At 73.3% G+C, this 14,114-nt stretch carries 11 protein-coding genes; 3 read left to right on the top strand and 8 right to left on the bottom strand.

Going from position 1 to position 14,114, the window contains the following annotated elements; translation table 11 throughout:
* Entirely contained in the window at window positions 1–456 is a 456-nt protein-coding gene (panD, locus tag JJJ14_RS02340; protein ID WP_003789149.1) for an aspartate 1-decarboxylase, read from the bottom strand.
* 307 nt (window positions 457–763) lie between these two features.
* Window positions 764–1,777 carry a pantoate--beta-alanine ligase gene (gene panC / locus JJJ14_RS02335; protein WP_201444591.1) on the bottom strand — a complete coding sequence of 338 codons (1,014 nt, stop codon included), beginning with the start codon at window positions 1,775–1,777 and terminating at the stop codon, window positions 764–766.
* Window positions 1,778–2,015: 238 nt separating this feature from the next.
* Here panC and JJJ14_RS02330 point away from each other — a divergent pair, with 238 nt between their 5' ends.
* The gene (locus JJJ14_RS02330) at window positions 2,016–3,008 is read left to right on the top strand and encodes a Rossmann-like and DUF2520 domain-containing protein (RefSeq protein WP_101558808.1); all 993 of its coding nucleotides are present in this window, start codon (window positions 2,016–2,018) and stop codon (window positions 3,006–3,008) included.
* Here JJJ14_RS02330 and JJJ14_RS02325 read toward each other — a convergent pair whose 3' ends face one another.
* Genes JJJ14_RS02325 through folP form a run of 5 tightly spaced genes read right to left on the bottom strand, consistent with a single transcriptional unit; the run spans window position 3,009 to window position 9,484 of the window.
* Window positions 3,009–4,763 carry a PH domain-containing protein gene (locus tag JJJ14_RS02325; protein WP_201444590.1) on the bottom strand — a complete coding sequence of 585 codons (1,755 nt, stop codon included), beginning with the start codon at window positions 4,761–4,763 and terminating at the stop codon, window positions 3,009–3,011.
* Window positions 4,760–5,344: a PH domain-containing protein gene (locus tag JJJ14_RS02320; RefSeq protein ID WP_201445052.1), complete on the bottom strand. Its 585-nt coding sequence runs from the start codon at window positions 5,342–5,344 to the stop codon at window positions 4,760–4,762. Before JJJ14_RS02320 ends, JJJ14_RS02325 begins: the two co-directional genes overlap by 4 nt.
* Window positions 5,345–5,370: 26 nt before the next feature.
* Entirely contained in the window at window positions 5,371–5,871 is a 501-nt protein-coding gene (locus tag JJJ14_RS02315) for a DUF3180 family protein (protein WP_003789139.1), read from the bottom strand.
* Window positions 5,871–8,591 carry a 2-amino-4-hydroxy-6-hydroxymethyldihydropteridine diphosphokinase gene (gene folK / locus JJJ14_RS12690; RefSeq protein ID WP_201444589.1) on the bottom strand — a complete coding sequence of 907 codons (2,721 nt, stop codon included), beginning with the start codon at window positions 8,589–8,591 and terminating at the stop codon, window positions 5,871–5,873. The genes JJJ14_RS02315 and folK overlap by 1 nt, the downstream gene beginning before the upstream one ends.
* Complete coding sequence (folP, locus tag JJJ14_RS02305; RefSeq protein WP_201444588.1) at window positions 8,588–9,484, bottom strand: dihydropteroate synthase; 897 nt, start codon at window positions 9,482–9,484, stop codon at window positions 8,588–8,590. The genes folK and folP overlap by 4 nt, the downstream gene beginning before the upstream one ends.
* A gap of 541 nt (window positions 9,485–10,025) precedes the next feature.
* Between folP and JJJ14_RS02300 the strand changes: the two genes are divergently transcribed.
* Together JJJ14_RS02300 and JJJ14_RS02295 are read left to right on the top strand one after the other, a co-directional pair.
* A complete protein-coding gene (locus JJJ14_RS02300) occupies window positions 10,026–10,904 on the top strand; it encodes an ABC transporter ATP-binding protein (protein WP_201444587.1) in 879 nt (292 codons plus the stop codon).
* Entirely contained in the window at window positions 10,904–13,390 is a 2,487-nt protein-coding gene (locus JJJ14_RS02295) for an FtsX-like permease family protein (protein WP_201444586.1), read from the top strand. The genes JJJ14_RS02300 and JJJ14_RS02295 overlap by 1 nt, the downstream gene beginning before the upstream one ends.
* Before the next feature lie 44 nt (window positions 13,391–13,434).
* Here the strand turns inward: JJJ14_RS02295 and JJJ14_RS02290 are convergent, their stop codons facing one another.
* Window positions 13,435–14,109 carry a response regulator gene (locus JJJ14_RS02290; RefSeq protein ID WP_003789125.1) on the bottom strand — a complete coding sequence of 225 codons (675 nt, stop codon included), beginning with the start codon at window positions 14,107–14,109 and terminating at the stop codon, window positions 13,435–13,437.
* Window positions 14,110–14,114 lie beyond the last annotated feature (5 nt).

Genomic DNA, 14,114 nt, shown 5'->3' with positions numbered 1-14,114 from the left:
TCAGGCGCGGGCCTCGGCCAGGGGGATGCCGGTGGGCCGCAGGCCCTGGAGGCGGGCGACGTCGGAGTCGGCCGGGATCTGGCCGGGGTCGGTGCCCCGCTCCACGATCCGGTTGGCCTCGTCGACGAAGACGACCCGGGGCAGGTAGGTGCGGGCCTCGGCGTCGGACATCTGGGAGTAGGCGATGAGGATGACGACATCTCCGGGGCTGACCAGGTGGGCGGCGGCACCGTTGACGCAGATCTCGCCTGCGCCGCGCTCGCCGGGGATGACGTAGGTGGACAGGCGGTTGCCGTTGGTGCAGTTGCAGATGTCGACGCGCTCGCCGGGCAGCAGGTCGGCGGCCTCGAGCAGGTCGATGTCCACCGTGATGGAGCCGACGTAGTCGAGGTCGGCCTGGGTCACGGTGGCGCGGTGAATCTTGGACGTCATCATCGTCCGGGTGCGGGAACTCATCGCCGCACAGCGTAGACGGCGCCGGGCCCGGCGCACTGTACGGTGCGGCACAGGGTGAGCGACCTGACAGGCTGGCCTCATCGGTGCGCTCGGGGCAGGCACGCGCGAGACGCTCAGGGCTGTGCGGAGCCGCGCCGGCCCGCTAGATGTCGAGAACACGCCATAGGGCGCCGGGTCTGTCGCTCGAGGGTGCGTCCTCGGGGACGCGTGTGCGTTCTCGCGCGGGGCCGAACCCGGTTCACGGCGACTGGCCCCGCGCAAGCACCCGGGCGAGCCGGGCACCCAGAGCGAGCCTGAACAGGGCCGCTCAGGGGCGCAGGTCGATGAGAGTGTTGTCGATAAGGCGGGTGGTGCCCACACGCGCGGCAACGGCCAGCAGCCCCACGGCGGGCAGCCCCTCCCCCCTGTCCTCCCCCGCAGGCTCGCTGCGCGGCAGGCCGAGGCCGGCGCCCGCCAGGTCCTCGAAGCTGTCCGGGGCGACGAGGGCCACGTAGTCGATCTCAACACCATCGGCCGCCTCCAGGGAGGCCAGGGTGGCTTGGCGGATGGCGGCGGGGTCGGGTCGGGAGCCGGTGGCCTGCGCGGCGGCGTCCCGGCCGGCCTGGAGTGCGCGGGACAGGGCCAGGGCCTGGTGGCGCTGCTCGGGGCTGAGGTAGGCGTTGCGCGAGCTCATGGCCAGGCCGTCGCTCTCGCGGCGGATGTCAACCGGCACGATCTCCAGCGGGACGGCGAGGTCGCGCACCATGGACTCGATGATCGCCAGCTGCTGGGCGTCCTTACGGCCGAACAGCGCCCAGCGCGGGGCGGTCAGGTGCATGAGGGTGAGCACCACCTGGCACACGCCGGCGAAGTGGGTGGGGCGGGTGCGGCCCTCCAGGACGGTGGCGATGGGGCCGGGGTCGATGCGCACCGCCGGCTGCCCGCAGGGGTAGATGACCTCCGGGGTGGGGGCGAAGACGATGAGCCGTCCCACGCCGAGGGTGCCGTCGGCGCCGGTGAGGGTGCGGGCCAGTCCGGCCAGGTCGCCCTCGAGGTCGCGCGGGTAGGCGTCGAGGTCCTCGGTGGGGGCGAACTGCAGGGGGTTGACGAAGATGGTGACCACGACGGTGCCGGCCGGCCCGACGCGCCGGGCGGCCTCGCGCACGAGGTCGAAGTGGCCCTCGTGGAGAGCGCCCATCGTCATGACGACCGCCCGGGGATCCGGGGCCTCGGCCAGGGCGGCGGCGAGGTCGGCGCGACTGCGGGCCAGGACGGTTGCGGCGCCGGCGGATCGGGGGGCGGGAACGGGCGTAGGTGCGGGTTCAGTGCTCACGTGCCCCACGCTAGTCGCCCCTCCCGGGCCGGTAGCCCGCGGGGGAAGGTGAAAGTGTCCACGGTGGCGACTTTTCCGAGCCGAATCCGAGAAAGACAGCCATCTCGATTCACGTTTCCGCAGGTCACCGGGGTCGCCTTGAACGACGGGCCGCCTGCGGCCGGCTGAAAAGTCGCCAAAACTGACAGATTCGCCCTGATGGCTCACTCCAGACCGGGGCAGGTGGCAGGCATGAGAGCATCGGGGCATGAGCGACATCGATGGCACGGGCCCAGGTACAGGCGGCGAGCACGCGGGCCGGGTCCCGGCCGCCCCAACCAGCCCGAGCAGGCCGGGCCGGCTGGGCGTCGGCATCATCTCCGCCGGGCGCGTCGGGGCGGTCCTGGGCTGCGCGCTGCGGGCGGTGGAGCACCAGGTCGTCGGCGTCCACGCGGTCTCGGAGGAGTCGCGCGAGCGTGCCGAGATGCTGCTTCCCGGTGTGCCGGTCCTGGAGGTCGAGGAGATCGTCGAGCGCGCCGAGCTGGTCCTGCTGGCCGTCCCCGACGACGCCCTCGGGCCGCTCGTCCAGGGCCTGGCGGACCTGGGGCGCTGGCAGCCGGGCCAGCTGGTGGCCCACACCTCGGGGCGCTACGGCGCCGCCGTGCTCGCCCCGGCTCAGCGCTGCGGGGCGATCCCGTTGGCGATCCACCCGGCGATGACCTTCTCCGGGTTCTCCACGGATGTGGCCCGGCTCGTCGGCTGCCCGATGGCTGTGACTGCGCCCGCGGCGGTGCTGCCGATCGCGCAGGCGCTGGTGGTCGAGCTCGGCGGGGAGCCCTTCGTCCTGGAGGAGTCGGCGCGCCCTGCCTACCACGCGGCCCTCGCGCACAGCGCCAACCACCTGCTGACCGTGGTGACGCAGGCCGTCCGAGTGCTGGCGGCCGCCGGTGTCGAGGACGGTGCGGCCACGCTCGGCCCCCTGCTCACGGCGGCCCTGGACCGAGCCCTGCACGAGGGCGAGGCGGGCCTGACCGGCCCGGTCTCGAGGGGTGACGCCGGAACGGTGGCCGCCCACCTCGAGGCGCTCTCCACGCTGAGTGACAGCCAGGGGCGGGGCCTCGACGACGTGGTCGCCTCCTACCGTCAGCTGGCCGCCGCCACCACCGATCGCTGCGAGGCCACCGGGCGCCTGACCACCGAGCAGGCCCTGCGCCTGCGCGAGATCCTGGGCCCCGAGCAGCCGGATCGGCTCGAGGGCTGACTATGAGGGATCGACGGCCGGGGCGGCGGCGACGGCGCGCGCGAGCCACCGGTCGAGCTGCCCGGCGCGGGCCCGGTGCAGCGCCCGCTGGCTGATCCGCGCTGCGAGGGCCTTGGCGTCGGCGGCATCGAGGTTGGTGATCGAGGCGGGGACCTCCTGGGCGACCATGTCGAGTCGGAGGGAGGCCAGGCCCCGCCGGCGCGCCAGCGGCCCCTGGCGCACGCGCAGGGACTGGATGCGTTCGTAGGGGAAGACGGCCACTCGCCGCCGCCAGCGGCCGTGGCGGATGATGACGCAGGTGTCGGTGAGGGCAATGGCCGCGCGCCGCCAGGTCAGGGGGCGGAAGAGCCGTCCGCGGCGGCTGATGCGCACGAAGCCGCGCTCGGCCGAGCCCGCCGGGGCCTGCGGGTCACCGACACCGTCATCGTCGCGGCCGATGAGGGCCTGGGCGAGCAGTCTGTCGGGGTCGGGAACGCCCAGGTCGGGGACCACGAGCCACAGCGCGCGCAGGGCGGTGTCCCGGCTGCCCACGGGCAGCAGCAGGTTGCCGAACTGCCGGTTCTGGCCGTCCTGGGACCGGTCCTCGCGGCCGGCCACAGTGACGTCCACCTTCCACCAGTCCTTGCCGCGCCACAGGATCGGCTGAGCGATCCCGACGCCGTGGACCCGTCCGGGCGGCAGCGTCCGGGAGGTCTCGGAGGTGAGGCCGTAGGTCATGCGGATACCGCTGGGGGTGGCGGCGGCCTGGAAGTTCCAGGCACTGTTGAACTGGCTCCACACGATGGTCGCCATCGCGATGACCATCGTGAGGTAGGAGGAGATGATCGTCAGCGCCTCACTGCCGGTCATGGAGTCCGACACGAGGATGAGGATCCCCGCCGATAGCATGCCGACGACCGCCAGCCCGAGCACATAGACCGAGGACCTGCGCAGCAGGGAGCCAAAGAGGGTGGCGCCGTCGACGCTGTAGAGCGGGTGCTCCTGGAAGTGGGAGGCCCGCAGCCGCGAGGTGCGCGGCGCGGGGGCGGCTTCCGAGCCCGCAGCTTCCTCCGGCGTGAGGCCCTCGGGGTGGGCGGTGGAGGCGAGGTCGTTGATGCCACCGGTGTCGTGGCCCGTTCCACTGCCGTGGACGGCGCCGCCCGCTACAGCGGGGTCGGGCAGGTCGATCTGTCCGGCGGCCAGGTCGAGGATGCGGTCGCGCAGGGTCTGAAGCTCACGGGTGGTGAGGAATCCGATGACGACCCGCGAGTCCCGGCCCCCGGCGACCTCGACGGTCAGCTGCCCCAGACCGAAAATGCGCCCGAGCAGGGGGTGGACGACGTCGACCGACTGGATGCGCGGCAGACGGGCCGTACGCAGCTTGCGGCTGAGGATGCCCGAGCGCAGGTAGACGCCGTCGGCATCCACGGCGTAGGCGCGCCGCCACCAGCTGAGCAGCCCGAGCCCCACCCACAGGGCGATGAACGCGATCAGGCCGAGCAGGTAGTAGCCGATTCCCCCGCCCAGGGTGAAGCCGTGCTCGGAGATGAAGCGGTGGGCGCGCACCAGCTCGTCGAGGTTCTGGACCGTAACGAAGGCCAGGACACCGGTGACGATCTTCCAGCCCTCCAGCACCGGCGTGACGAGGCTGACCCGGTGCCAGGTGACATTCTCGGGCAGGGGCAGATCCCGAGAGGCGGCGGGCCCGCTCTCCCCCGCGGCGTCCGTCCTCGCCTTGCGGGCGGCCTCCAGCCGGCTCTCCCAGCTGGGGCTCACAGCCCGGCCATCCTCTCCTCACCGCGCTGGGACAGGACCTGGCGCAGGCGCTCGGCCTCGGCCACCGGCAGCCCGTTGATCGTGGCGTCGGTGCTGGCCGAGGCCGTGTGGAGCTTGACCTCGGCGATGCCCAGCCAGCGGGCCAGCGGCCCCTGGGAGGTGTCCACAAACTGCATGCGCCCGTAGGGGGTGACGGTGATGGAGCGGAACATGACGCCGTGGCGCCACAGGAGGTGGTTGTCGGCCAGGGCGTAGCCCATGGCCCGCACCTGGCGCGGAATGAGCCAGAGCTGCCAGAGGAACAGCGCCGCGAAGACCCCCGCCGGGATGAAGTATCCGGAGGAGACGAGCACCCCGGGGATGGCGAAGCCGATGATGACGACGGCGCAGAGGAGACCGACCCCCAGGATGCGGGCGGTGATGAGGCGGTGGGAGACCGGGTGGAAGACGACGCCGTCGGGGGCGAAGGGGTCGGCGCCGGCGGGTGGTCGCGTGGCCGGCTCACCGGCGCGGACGGGTGCCGGGGCTGGGCCAGCGGGTGCAGCTGGGGCGGTGGGTGCAACGGGGCTGGTACCGGGCATGGCGCCGGGACCTGTTGCGGGACTGGTCATGCGGGGGCTCCTGGTCCTTCGGGGGCCCGCCCGGCGGGACCGGCCGAGCCGTCGTCGTCGCCGTCACCGGAGATGGAGCACCACTGCTCGACGACGAAGCCGACGACGCACCACACGAGGCAGGCGATCAGGCAACCGGTCGAGGTCCAGGCCAGGTGGGTCATGGCCGGCGAGCGCGGCGTCACCAGCGCCAGGATGATCCCGCCGCCGTAAACGCCGCCGAGCACCGCCCCCACGATGGCGGAGGCCTGGGCGGCGGCCGCCGTGGTGGCGGCACCGGTCGGGGTGATCCAGGTGCGCTCGCGCGCACGCAGCCGCCTGACCGCCAGACCCGCCACCAGGACGATGCCCGCAATGACCAGCGCGGTCACCGCCCCCCAGGGGGAGAGGACCGGGACCCAGCCGACGTGGCGCAGCAGGAGGTCACCGACCACCCAGGAGGTCACCGCGGCGGCGATGAACCAGGTGACGGCGCTGGTCCAGCGGGTGCGCCGCATCAGACGTCCTGACGGGGACCTGTCCCCTGGGCGCCACCACCGATGACGTCATTCCACTGGAGCGGGGACTTCCAGGCGTCCCCGGCGGCCTCATCCTGCTGGCCGTGGGAGACCCCGTCCGGCCCGGCTGAGAGACCGGGGGCGTAGGAGCCCTGCGGTCCGGCCGCCTCGGGGGCCGAGGCCGCCTGGTAGGGCGAGTCGACCTGCGGGGCCTGCTCGGCCCAGGAGCCCGCCCCGTTGGAGGTGTCGAAAGGCAGCTGCCCGAAGGGGGAGGACTCGGCCTGCCCCTGGTCACCGAGGGGCTGCGCGGGGGCCGGCTCCGGGGCGGCCGATGAGGCCTCGGCGATGCTGCCGGCGTAGTCGGCGGCCAGGGAGGCGTCGGCCACGGAGGACTCATCCCGGGTGGCGTCGTAGACCAGGCCCGACTCGGAGCCTGCGGCGTCCTGCTCCACCGGCGGCTCCACGTAGGGGCCGGTGGGCTTGTCCGGCAGGGACTCGGAGTCGAGCCAGTCGAAGGCCAGCCAGCGCAGGCCACCGCGGTCGGGGGCGTTCTCGGCGAGCTCGGACACGGAGCGCCCGGCCAGCTCGGCGAAGGGGTCGGCCTGGCTCCACGGCACGAGGACGAAGGCGCGCTCGGCGGCACGCGGGTGCGGCAGGGACAGGGCCGGGTCGGAGGAGGTGACACCCTCGACCTCGATGAGGTCGACGTCCAGGGTGCGCACGCCCCACGGCTCGGTGCGCACGCGCCCGGCCGCGATCTCCAGGGTCTGGCAGACCTCGAGCAGCTCGCGCGGGGCGAGGGTCGTCATGGCCGTGACCACCGTGTTGAGGTAGTCGGGCTGGGGCTCGGCACCCTCGGCGACGACGGCGATCGTGCGGGCCAGCGGCGCCACCTGCGTGACCTCGATGCCCTCGGTGGCCTTGAGGCTCTGGACGGCCGTGCGCAGGGAGTCCACGACTCCACCGACGTTGGCGCCCAGGCCGAAGACGACGCCCACGGGGCGGGTGGGCCGCTCGGAGAGCGGGTCGACCGGAGCGGCGGGAGCCGCCGGGGCCTCAGGTGCGGCTGGAGCCGGTGCTGCGCCGGGGGCGCCCAGGAAGTCGGGCTGCGCTGACGGCGCGGCGTACGAGCCCTCAGCGGGCTGAGAGAAGTCCTCGGAGGCAGGTGTCTGGGAGTAGGAGGGCTCGGAGTAGGCCGGGGCCACGTCCTCCTGGCCCGCGGCCCCGGGGAGCTCACCGGGGCCGGCGAAGGGGCTGGGCCCGGGCTCGCCCAGGGGCTGGGAGGCCGGGACGGAGGAGGCGTCCATGAGGCCGTCGGCGCCGGCGGTCCCGGAGGCGGTGGCGTCCCCGCCCAGTGCGGGGAAGGCGAAGCCGGACGCGTCGGCGCCCGCCGCCTCGGGGGCGGTGTCCCCGGCCTCACCGACCTGGCTGGAGGCGGCGCCGCTGTAGGAGCCGGACTCGTCGAAGGCGACGGGCCCGCCCAGAAGGTCCGAGGAGCCCTCGACGGCGGGAGCGAACTGGTCCTCGCCCTCCTCGGAGGAGGCGACATGACGGCCCTCGTGGGGCAGCTGGACAGCAAGGCCGTCGGCGGCGGGAGCCGGTTCGGACGAGGCCGCTGCGGATGCGTCAGCAGCAACCTCCTCGGCATAGCTGAGGGCACCGGGCTCCGGCTCGCTGGGGGCGGGCGCCGCACCCAGAGCCTCGGCCGCCAGGCTCACGAACCCGTCGGCGCCGGCGGTTCTGCTGGCGGAGGCCGCGGTGGGGGCGCTGGTCGAGGGGGCATCCAGCGTGCTCGACGCGGAGTAGGAATCGGCGGACTCACCGGAGGGCAGGCCGGTGGCCTCCGGGGCCTCGGAAGCCTCCGGGGCCCAGGCGGGGGCCGATGAGACGGAGGAGTCCGCGCTCTCGGTGGCCCAGTCCGGCACCCACGGCTGGGTCGACTCGGCGCTCCCACCGGGATTGCCGGGCTCGGTCGGCATCGGCGTGGGGACCGAGGGCGCGGCGGCCGCGAAGGGCGAGCGGGCCGGCGCCTCCATCGGCGAGGCCGGCGAGGGAGTCGGGGTGATGGGAGCCTCGGAGGCCAAGGCGGCCGGAGCGGCGTCGCCGCCTGTGAAGGAGGCGCCCGAGAAGTCGGGGACCTCCGAGACGACGGGGGCTGCGGGGGCGGCAGGGGGCTCGTAGGCGGGCGCCGCCGGGGAGGCTGCGGCCACCGGGGAGGCCGAGGAGGAGGGGGAGGCGTAAGGCTGGGCGGAGACGGCCACCGGTGCCTCGGCCTGTGCGGCCCAGGCGGCCTGGCTGGTGGCGGGGGCTCCGCCGTGGCCGGCTGCGGCGTCGGCCACCCGGTGGATGGTCACTGAGACGTCCTCGAAGGCGACGTCGAGGGGAGCCTCGGGCTTGTGCACGGTGACCTCGGCGGCCACGACGCGGGGGAAGGACAGGACCCGCTCGGCGATCCGGTCCGCCAGGGACTCGATGAGGTTGACCGGCTCCCCCTCGATGATGCTCACGATGCCGTTGGCCACGCGGGAGTAGTCAACGGCGTCGGTCACCGAGTCGGTGACGGCGGCCACGGCGGTGCCGCGCTGCCCCAGGTCGAGGATGACGTCGACCGTGAAGAGCTGGCCCTCCTCGCGTTCGAAGGGCAGGACGCCGTGGTGGCCACGGGCGGACAGGCCGATGAGGCTGATCCGGTCGGTGGTCGCGGAGACGGTGGTGCTCACTGGTGTTCCTTCCAGAGGGAGGCGGTGCGGACGGCGGCCCGGTTGGCCGGGACCTCGTGGACTCTGACGGCCCAGGCGCCGGCGGCGGCGGCCAGGGCGGTGGTGGCGGCGGTGACGGCGTCGCGCTGGACGGGGGTGGCCTCGGCCTCGGCGGCCTGGGCGAGGAAGCGCTTGCGGGAGGAGCCGACCAGGAGGGGCCGGCCCAGGTCGGCGATGAGGCGGGAGGTGGCCGCCAGCAGCTCCCAGGACTGGGCGTGGGTCTTGGCGAAGCCGAGGCCGGGGTCCAGGACCACCTGGGAGCGGTCCACCCCGGCGGCGTCCAGCTCGGCCAGGCGCTCGCGCAGCTCGGCCTCGACTCCGGCGACGACGCCGCCGGGGTAGTCGGTGAGCCGGTCCATGGTCTCGGGGTCGCCGCGCCAGTGCTGGCAGACGTAGACGACGCCGGTGCGGGCGATGAGGCCGTGCATGGCGGGGTCGGCCAGGCCCCCGGAGACGTCGTTGATGATGTGGGCGCCGGCGTCGATGGCGGCCTCGGCGGTGGCGGCGTGGATGGTGTCCACCGAGACGATGGCGCTGCCGGAGGCGCCGGCCCCGTCGGCACTGCCTGCCCCGTCGGCGAGGAGCGCGCGCACCACGGGCAGGACCCGGGAGATCTCGGTGTCGACGTCGACCCTCTGGGCGCCGGGGCGGGTGGACTCCCCGCCGACGTCGATGATGTCGGCGCCCTGGCCGATGAGCTCGCGGGCGTGGGCGACGGCCGCCTCGGGGTCGGCCCAGCGGCCGCCGTCGGAGAAGGAGTCGGGGGTGACGTTGAGGACGCCCATGAGGAGCGTCCGGTCGCGGGGCACGAACCCCGGCAGGGGGGCCGGGGCGGCGGCGGGAAGATTCGTCACGGGGTCAGGCTAACGGTTGGCCCGCCGCAGCGGGAGGACCGAAACATCTTCAGCCCACCTCACACTGAGAGTCGGGACACGATCCGGCGGGGTCAGGGCCCCTCACTTCGACCAAAACTTCATAGAAGACACGGAGCCGCGTCGATTCTGAAGTTTTGGTCGAAGTGAGTGGGGGCCCGGCTGGCTGTGGCTGGGGGTCACGGCTGGAAGTGGGTGGGGGCCACGTTCGAAGTACGGCTGCGCGGCCGCCGTCACCCAAAAGGCGGAGACGCCGGCCGCAGTCCGTCCCTTCGACGCATTCCGTTGCAATGGCGCCATTTCTAGGCTTCTTCGCGTCACCAGGGCGGTGCGGGACGCAGCGCGATGCCAGCGACCGGCCCCGCCCGCCACCCGAGCCAGCCACCGAGAAGGGTCATGAGATGACGTATCCACCCCAGCCGCAGGCCTTCGGCCACCCCGCCCATCCCGCGCCGCTTCCCCAGGCGCGCCGGCCGCCCCGGGAGCGCCGACGGCGCCCACCACTCCTGCCGCCTCCGCACCGATGCGGGTCGTCGAGGCCCGCGGCCTGACCAAGGTCTACGGCGAGGGCGAGGCCCGGGTCGTCGCCCTGGACTCGGCGAGCCTGGTGGTGGGACGCGGCGAGTTCGTAGCCATCATGGGCCCCTCCGGGTCAGGCAAGTCCACCCTCCTGCACTGCCTGGCGGGCCTGGACACCCCCACCTCCGGGAGCGTCCTCATCGCCGGACAGGACCTGTCCGGCATGAAGGACAAGCAGCTCACCGCCGTGCGCCGCGACCGCCTCGGCTTCATCTTCCAGTCCTTCAACCTGCTGCCCACCCTGAGCGCCGAGGAGAACATTCTTCTGCCCCAGCGCCTGGCCCACCGCAAGCCGGACCGGGACTGGTACGACGCCGTCATCTCCACCCTGGGCATCGGCGACCGCCTGTCCCACCGCCCCCACGAGCTCTCCGGCGGCCAGCAGCAGCGCGTGGCCGTGGCCCGCGCCCTCGTGGGCCGCCCCGAGGTGGTCTTCGCCGACGAGCCCACCGGGGCGCTGGACACCGCCTCGGCCGCCGCCCTGCTGGAGACCCTGGCCGGCATGTGCGAGCGCCTGGGTCAGACGGTTGTCATGGTCACCCACGACGAGCAGGCAGCCGCCACTACCAACCGCATCATCCGCCTGCGCGACGGGCGCATCACCGGGGTCGAGGCCGTGCGCCGCCCGACCGGCGGCCACGCCGCCCCGGCCTCCGCAGCGGCCCCGGCCGCCGCGCCCGGTGCCCGTCGCGCCGCGGGCCCCTCCCCCGCTTCCGGTGCGGCTCCGGCTTCCGGTCCGGCTCCGGTTTCCGGCCCAGCTCCGGCTTCCGGTCCGGTACCCGGCCCCACCACCGGCCCGGCTCCCCGGACGGAGGCTCGCTGATGCCCTCGCTGCTCGATCTGCGGCGAACCGCCGCCGCCCTCGTGGCCGTGGCCATGAGTGCCGCCCTCATCGCCTTCGCCTTCATCATCTCCGACTCCGCCCGTACCCAGATGCAGACCGGCGCGCGCCTGTCCGTGGGGGACGCGAGCGTCGTCGTGCAGGAAGGTCGTCGGGCAAACAGCACGGAAGGCCCTCTCGACGACTCCCTTGTCAAGAAGATCTCCGCCCTCGACGGGGTCGCCTCCGTGCGGGGCCGCCACTGGAGCGTCCTCGCCCTCGACCTGCCCAAGCAGCTGCGCAATGCCACCCACATCGCCGTCAGCGCGCAGGACGTTCCGACCCTCAGCCGGTTCACCACCCTGAGCAGCGGCCGCCTGCCCACCGCCTCCGGCGAGGTCGCCATCAGCACGATGCTGGCCGAGCAGCAGGGCCTCAGCGTCGGCAACACGATCCGCCTCACCACGAACGACGCCGATGACAACGCCGACGCTCCGCACAGCGCACCCACGGTCGTCGGCATCGTCTCCCCCGGTCCCGACACCGAGGTGGAGGGAATCGGAGCGGTCTACGCCACCACCGACCAGCTCAAGGCGATGGGAGCCAACGCCAGCTACCACCAGCTCTACGTCACCGCGAAGCCGGGAACCGACACCGCCGCCTTGACGTCCGCGGTGGAGCAGACGGCCCACGCCGTCCAGCCCCACGCCTTGGTTCAGGACAGGGAGACCGTCATCTCCCAGCGCTCCGAGAACCAGCAGGGCGGCACGATGATCGCCGCCATCCTCAACGTCCTGGCACCGGTGTGCGCGATGGTCGCCGTCATCGTCATCGCCACCACCTTCAGCACCCTCGTGGCGCGCCAGACGCGCACGATCGGGCTCATGCGCTGCATCGGCACCACCCGCCGTCAGGTGATGCTCGCCGTCCTGCGCACCGGGCTCATCACCGGCCTGCTCGGGTCCGTCCTGGGCACGGCCGCGGGAACCGGGATCGCCGCCGCCGTCATCTCCTCGGGGCGCTTCGCGGACCTCAAGGCCGATCAGCTGACCATCTCCCCGGTGTCGCTGGCCCTGACCATCGCCGTGGGCACGCTGGTCACCCTCATCGCGGTCCTGCGCCCGGCCCGCAAGGCCACCCACATCTCCCCGCTCGTGGCCCTGACCGGGCAGGTGGCCAGCGTCAAGCAGGCCGGCCGAGCCAGGGTGTGGGCGGCCGTCGCCGGGGTCCTCGTCGCCGGCGCCGGCGCGGCCGTGATCGCCCTCGGCATTCAGATCTCCGACATCTACGTCACCGCCGGCGGCAGCGCCGTCGTCGTCCTCGGCACGGTCCTCGGTCTGCCGGCTCTGGTGACCGCCGTCATTGGCCTCATCGGCCGTGTCAGCAGCGGCACGCGGCTGCCGGTGCTGCACCTGGCCACGCGCAACCTGGCCCGCAACTCCGGCCGATCCGCCGCGGCCGCCGCCACGCTCTTCGTCTGCGTCCTGGTGGGGTCGGCGCTCTTCGTGGGCCTGTCCTCCCTGAACGCCTCTTTCGAGAGCATCCTCGGCCACAGCTCCCCCGTGGACGCCCGAGTCTTCGGGGTCACGCCGCAGACCGATACCACGCGCCTGACCCAGCAGATCAAGGCGGTCGACGGCGTCCAGGACATCACCTACGTCCCGACGCTCGAGCTGACTCAGGCCGTTGACGGACAGACCAAGAACATCGTCGTCGACGTCATCGACACCAAGGCCATCGCCCCCATAGTGCGCACGACGAGCGGCCTGGAGGACCTTGATGACGGCACCCTCATCGTGGGCGAGCTCTACGACATTCCGGACGGTTCCAAGGTGACCCTGACCGGCGCCGCCGGCAGCGTCGAGCTGACGGCCCGCGTTCGCGAGGGCTGGGGCGGTGTCATCACCCCGGCGACGGCGCAGCGCCTCAATGGGGACGCCCCCACCGACACCACGATGTGGGTGCGCTCCACCGGAAGCACCATGACGCCGGCCACCGAGCACGCCCTCCATGCCGCGGTCCGGGGCCAGGAGCTCATGGTGAGCGGGAATGCCGCCGGTGTCGAGCTGATGTCGGCCCAGATCATGAAGATGGCCCTCATCGTCTGCCTGGTGCTGGGGTCCGCCCTGGTCATCGCCCTGTCCGGGCTGGCCAACATCACGGACGTCTCGGTCCTGGAGCGGGTCCGCGAGATCGGGGTGCTGCGCGCCACCGGCAGCTCACGCAAGGAGATCCGCCGCCTCATCGTCACCGAGGGAGTCCTCGTGGCGGCCGTGGGTGGGGGCCTGGGGCTCCTCGTGGGGACGGCGCTGGGTGTCTCCGAAACGCTCGCGATGGCCAAGTCCGCCGAGGGCATGACGGTGCACGTCCCCTCCCTCTGGCTGCTCGCCCTGTTCGCCGTGACGCTGGCCGTGGGCCTGGTGGCCTCGGTGCGCCCGGCCGGCCGGGCCGCCTCGGTGCCGCCGGTCAGGGCCCTGTCCGAGGAGTGAGGAGACCGGCGGTGAGGGCTGCTCCAGTGACCGGGACGGCGGACTCAGGCCCCCTGGGTCTTGTGGACGGCGACGACGAGCTTGAGGCGGGACGGGACGTCGTACTTCTTCATGAGGTGGGAGACGTGGGTCTTGACCGTGGACTCGGCGACGACGAGTTGCTCGGCGATCTCGGCATTGGAGTAGCCCTCGCACAGGAGGGTGAGGACCGCCTGCTCGGCCTCAGTGACGTCGGGGGCCTGGGCCGTCTGCGGGGAGCGCAGGTGGCGGGTGACGAGCCGGGAGGTGGCGGCCGGGGAGATCGTGGTCCCGCCCGCGCTGGCGGCGATGACGGCGCGGATGATCTCCTCGGGCGAGGCGTCCTTGAGCAGGAAGCCGTTGGCGTGCTGGGCGAGCGCGGCCACCATCGCCTCGTCGTCGTCGAAGGAGGTCAGTACGACGACGGCCGTGCGGGGCCACTGGCGGCGCACCCGGGTGAGCAGCTCCAGGCCGTCCATCTCGGGCATGCGCACGTCGGTGAGCAGGACGTCCACGCGGATCTTGTGGAGGAAGGCCAGGGCGTCGGCGGCGCGGGAGAAGGTGCTGGTCACCTCGATGCGCTCGTCGGAGCTGAGGTAGGCCCGCAGTGCCTGGAGGACGAAGGGGTCGTCATCGACGATGGCCACGCGCAGGACCTGCGAGGGAGCAGCCGGAGCATCAGTCACGTTGGGAACCGTCATGGAGG

Origin of the sequence: Actinomyces sp. HMT 175 (assembly GCF_016694895.1) — a bacterium.
Lineage (GTDB): Bacteria > Actinomycetota > Actinomycetes > Actinomycetales > Actinomycetaceae > Actinomyces > Actinomyces oris.
The sequence above is the reverse complement of the archived record's forward strand: the minus strand, read 5'-3'. Positions and strand labels throughout refer to the sequence as shown.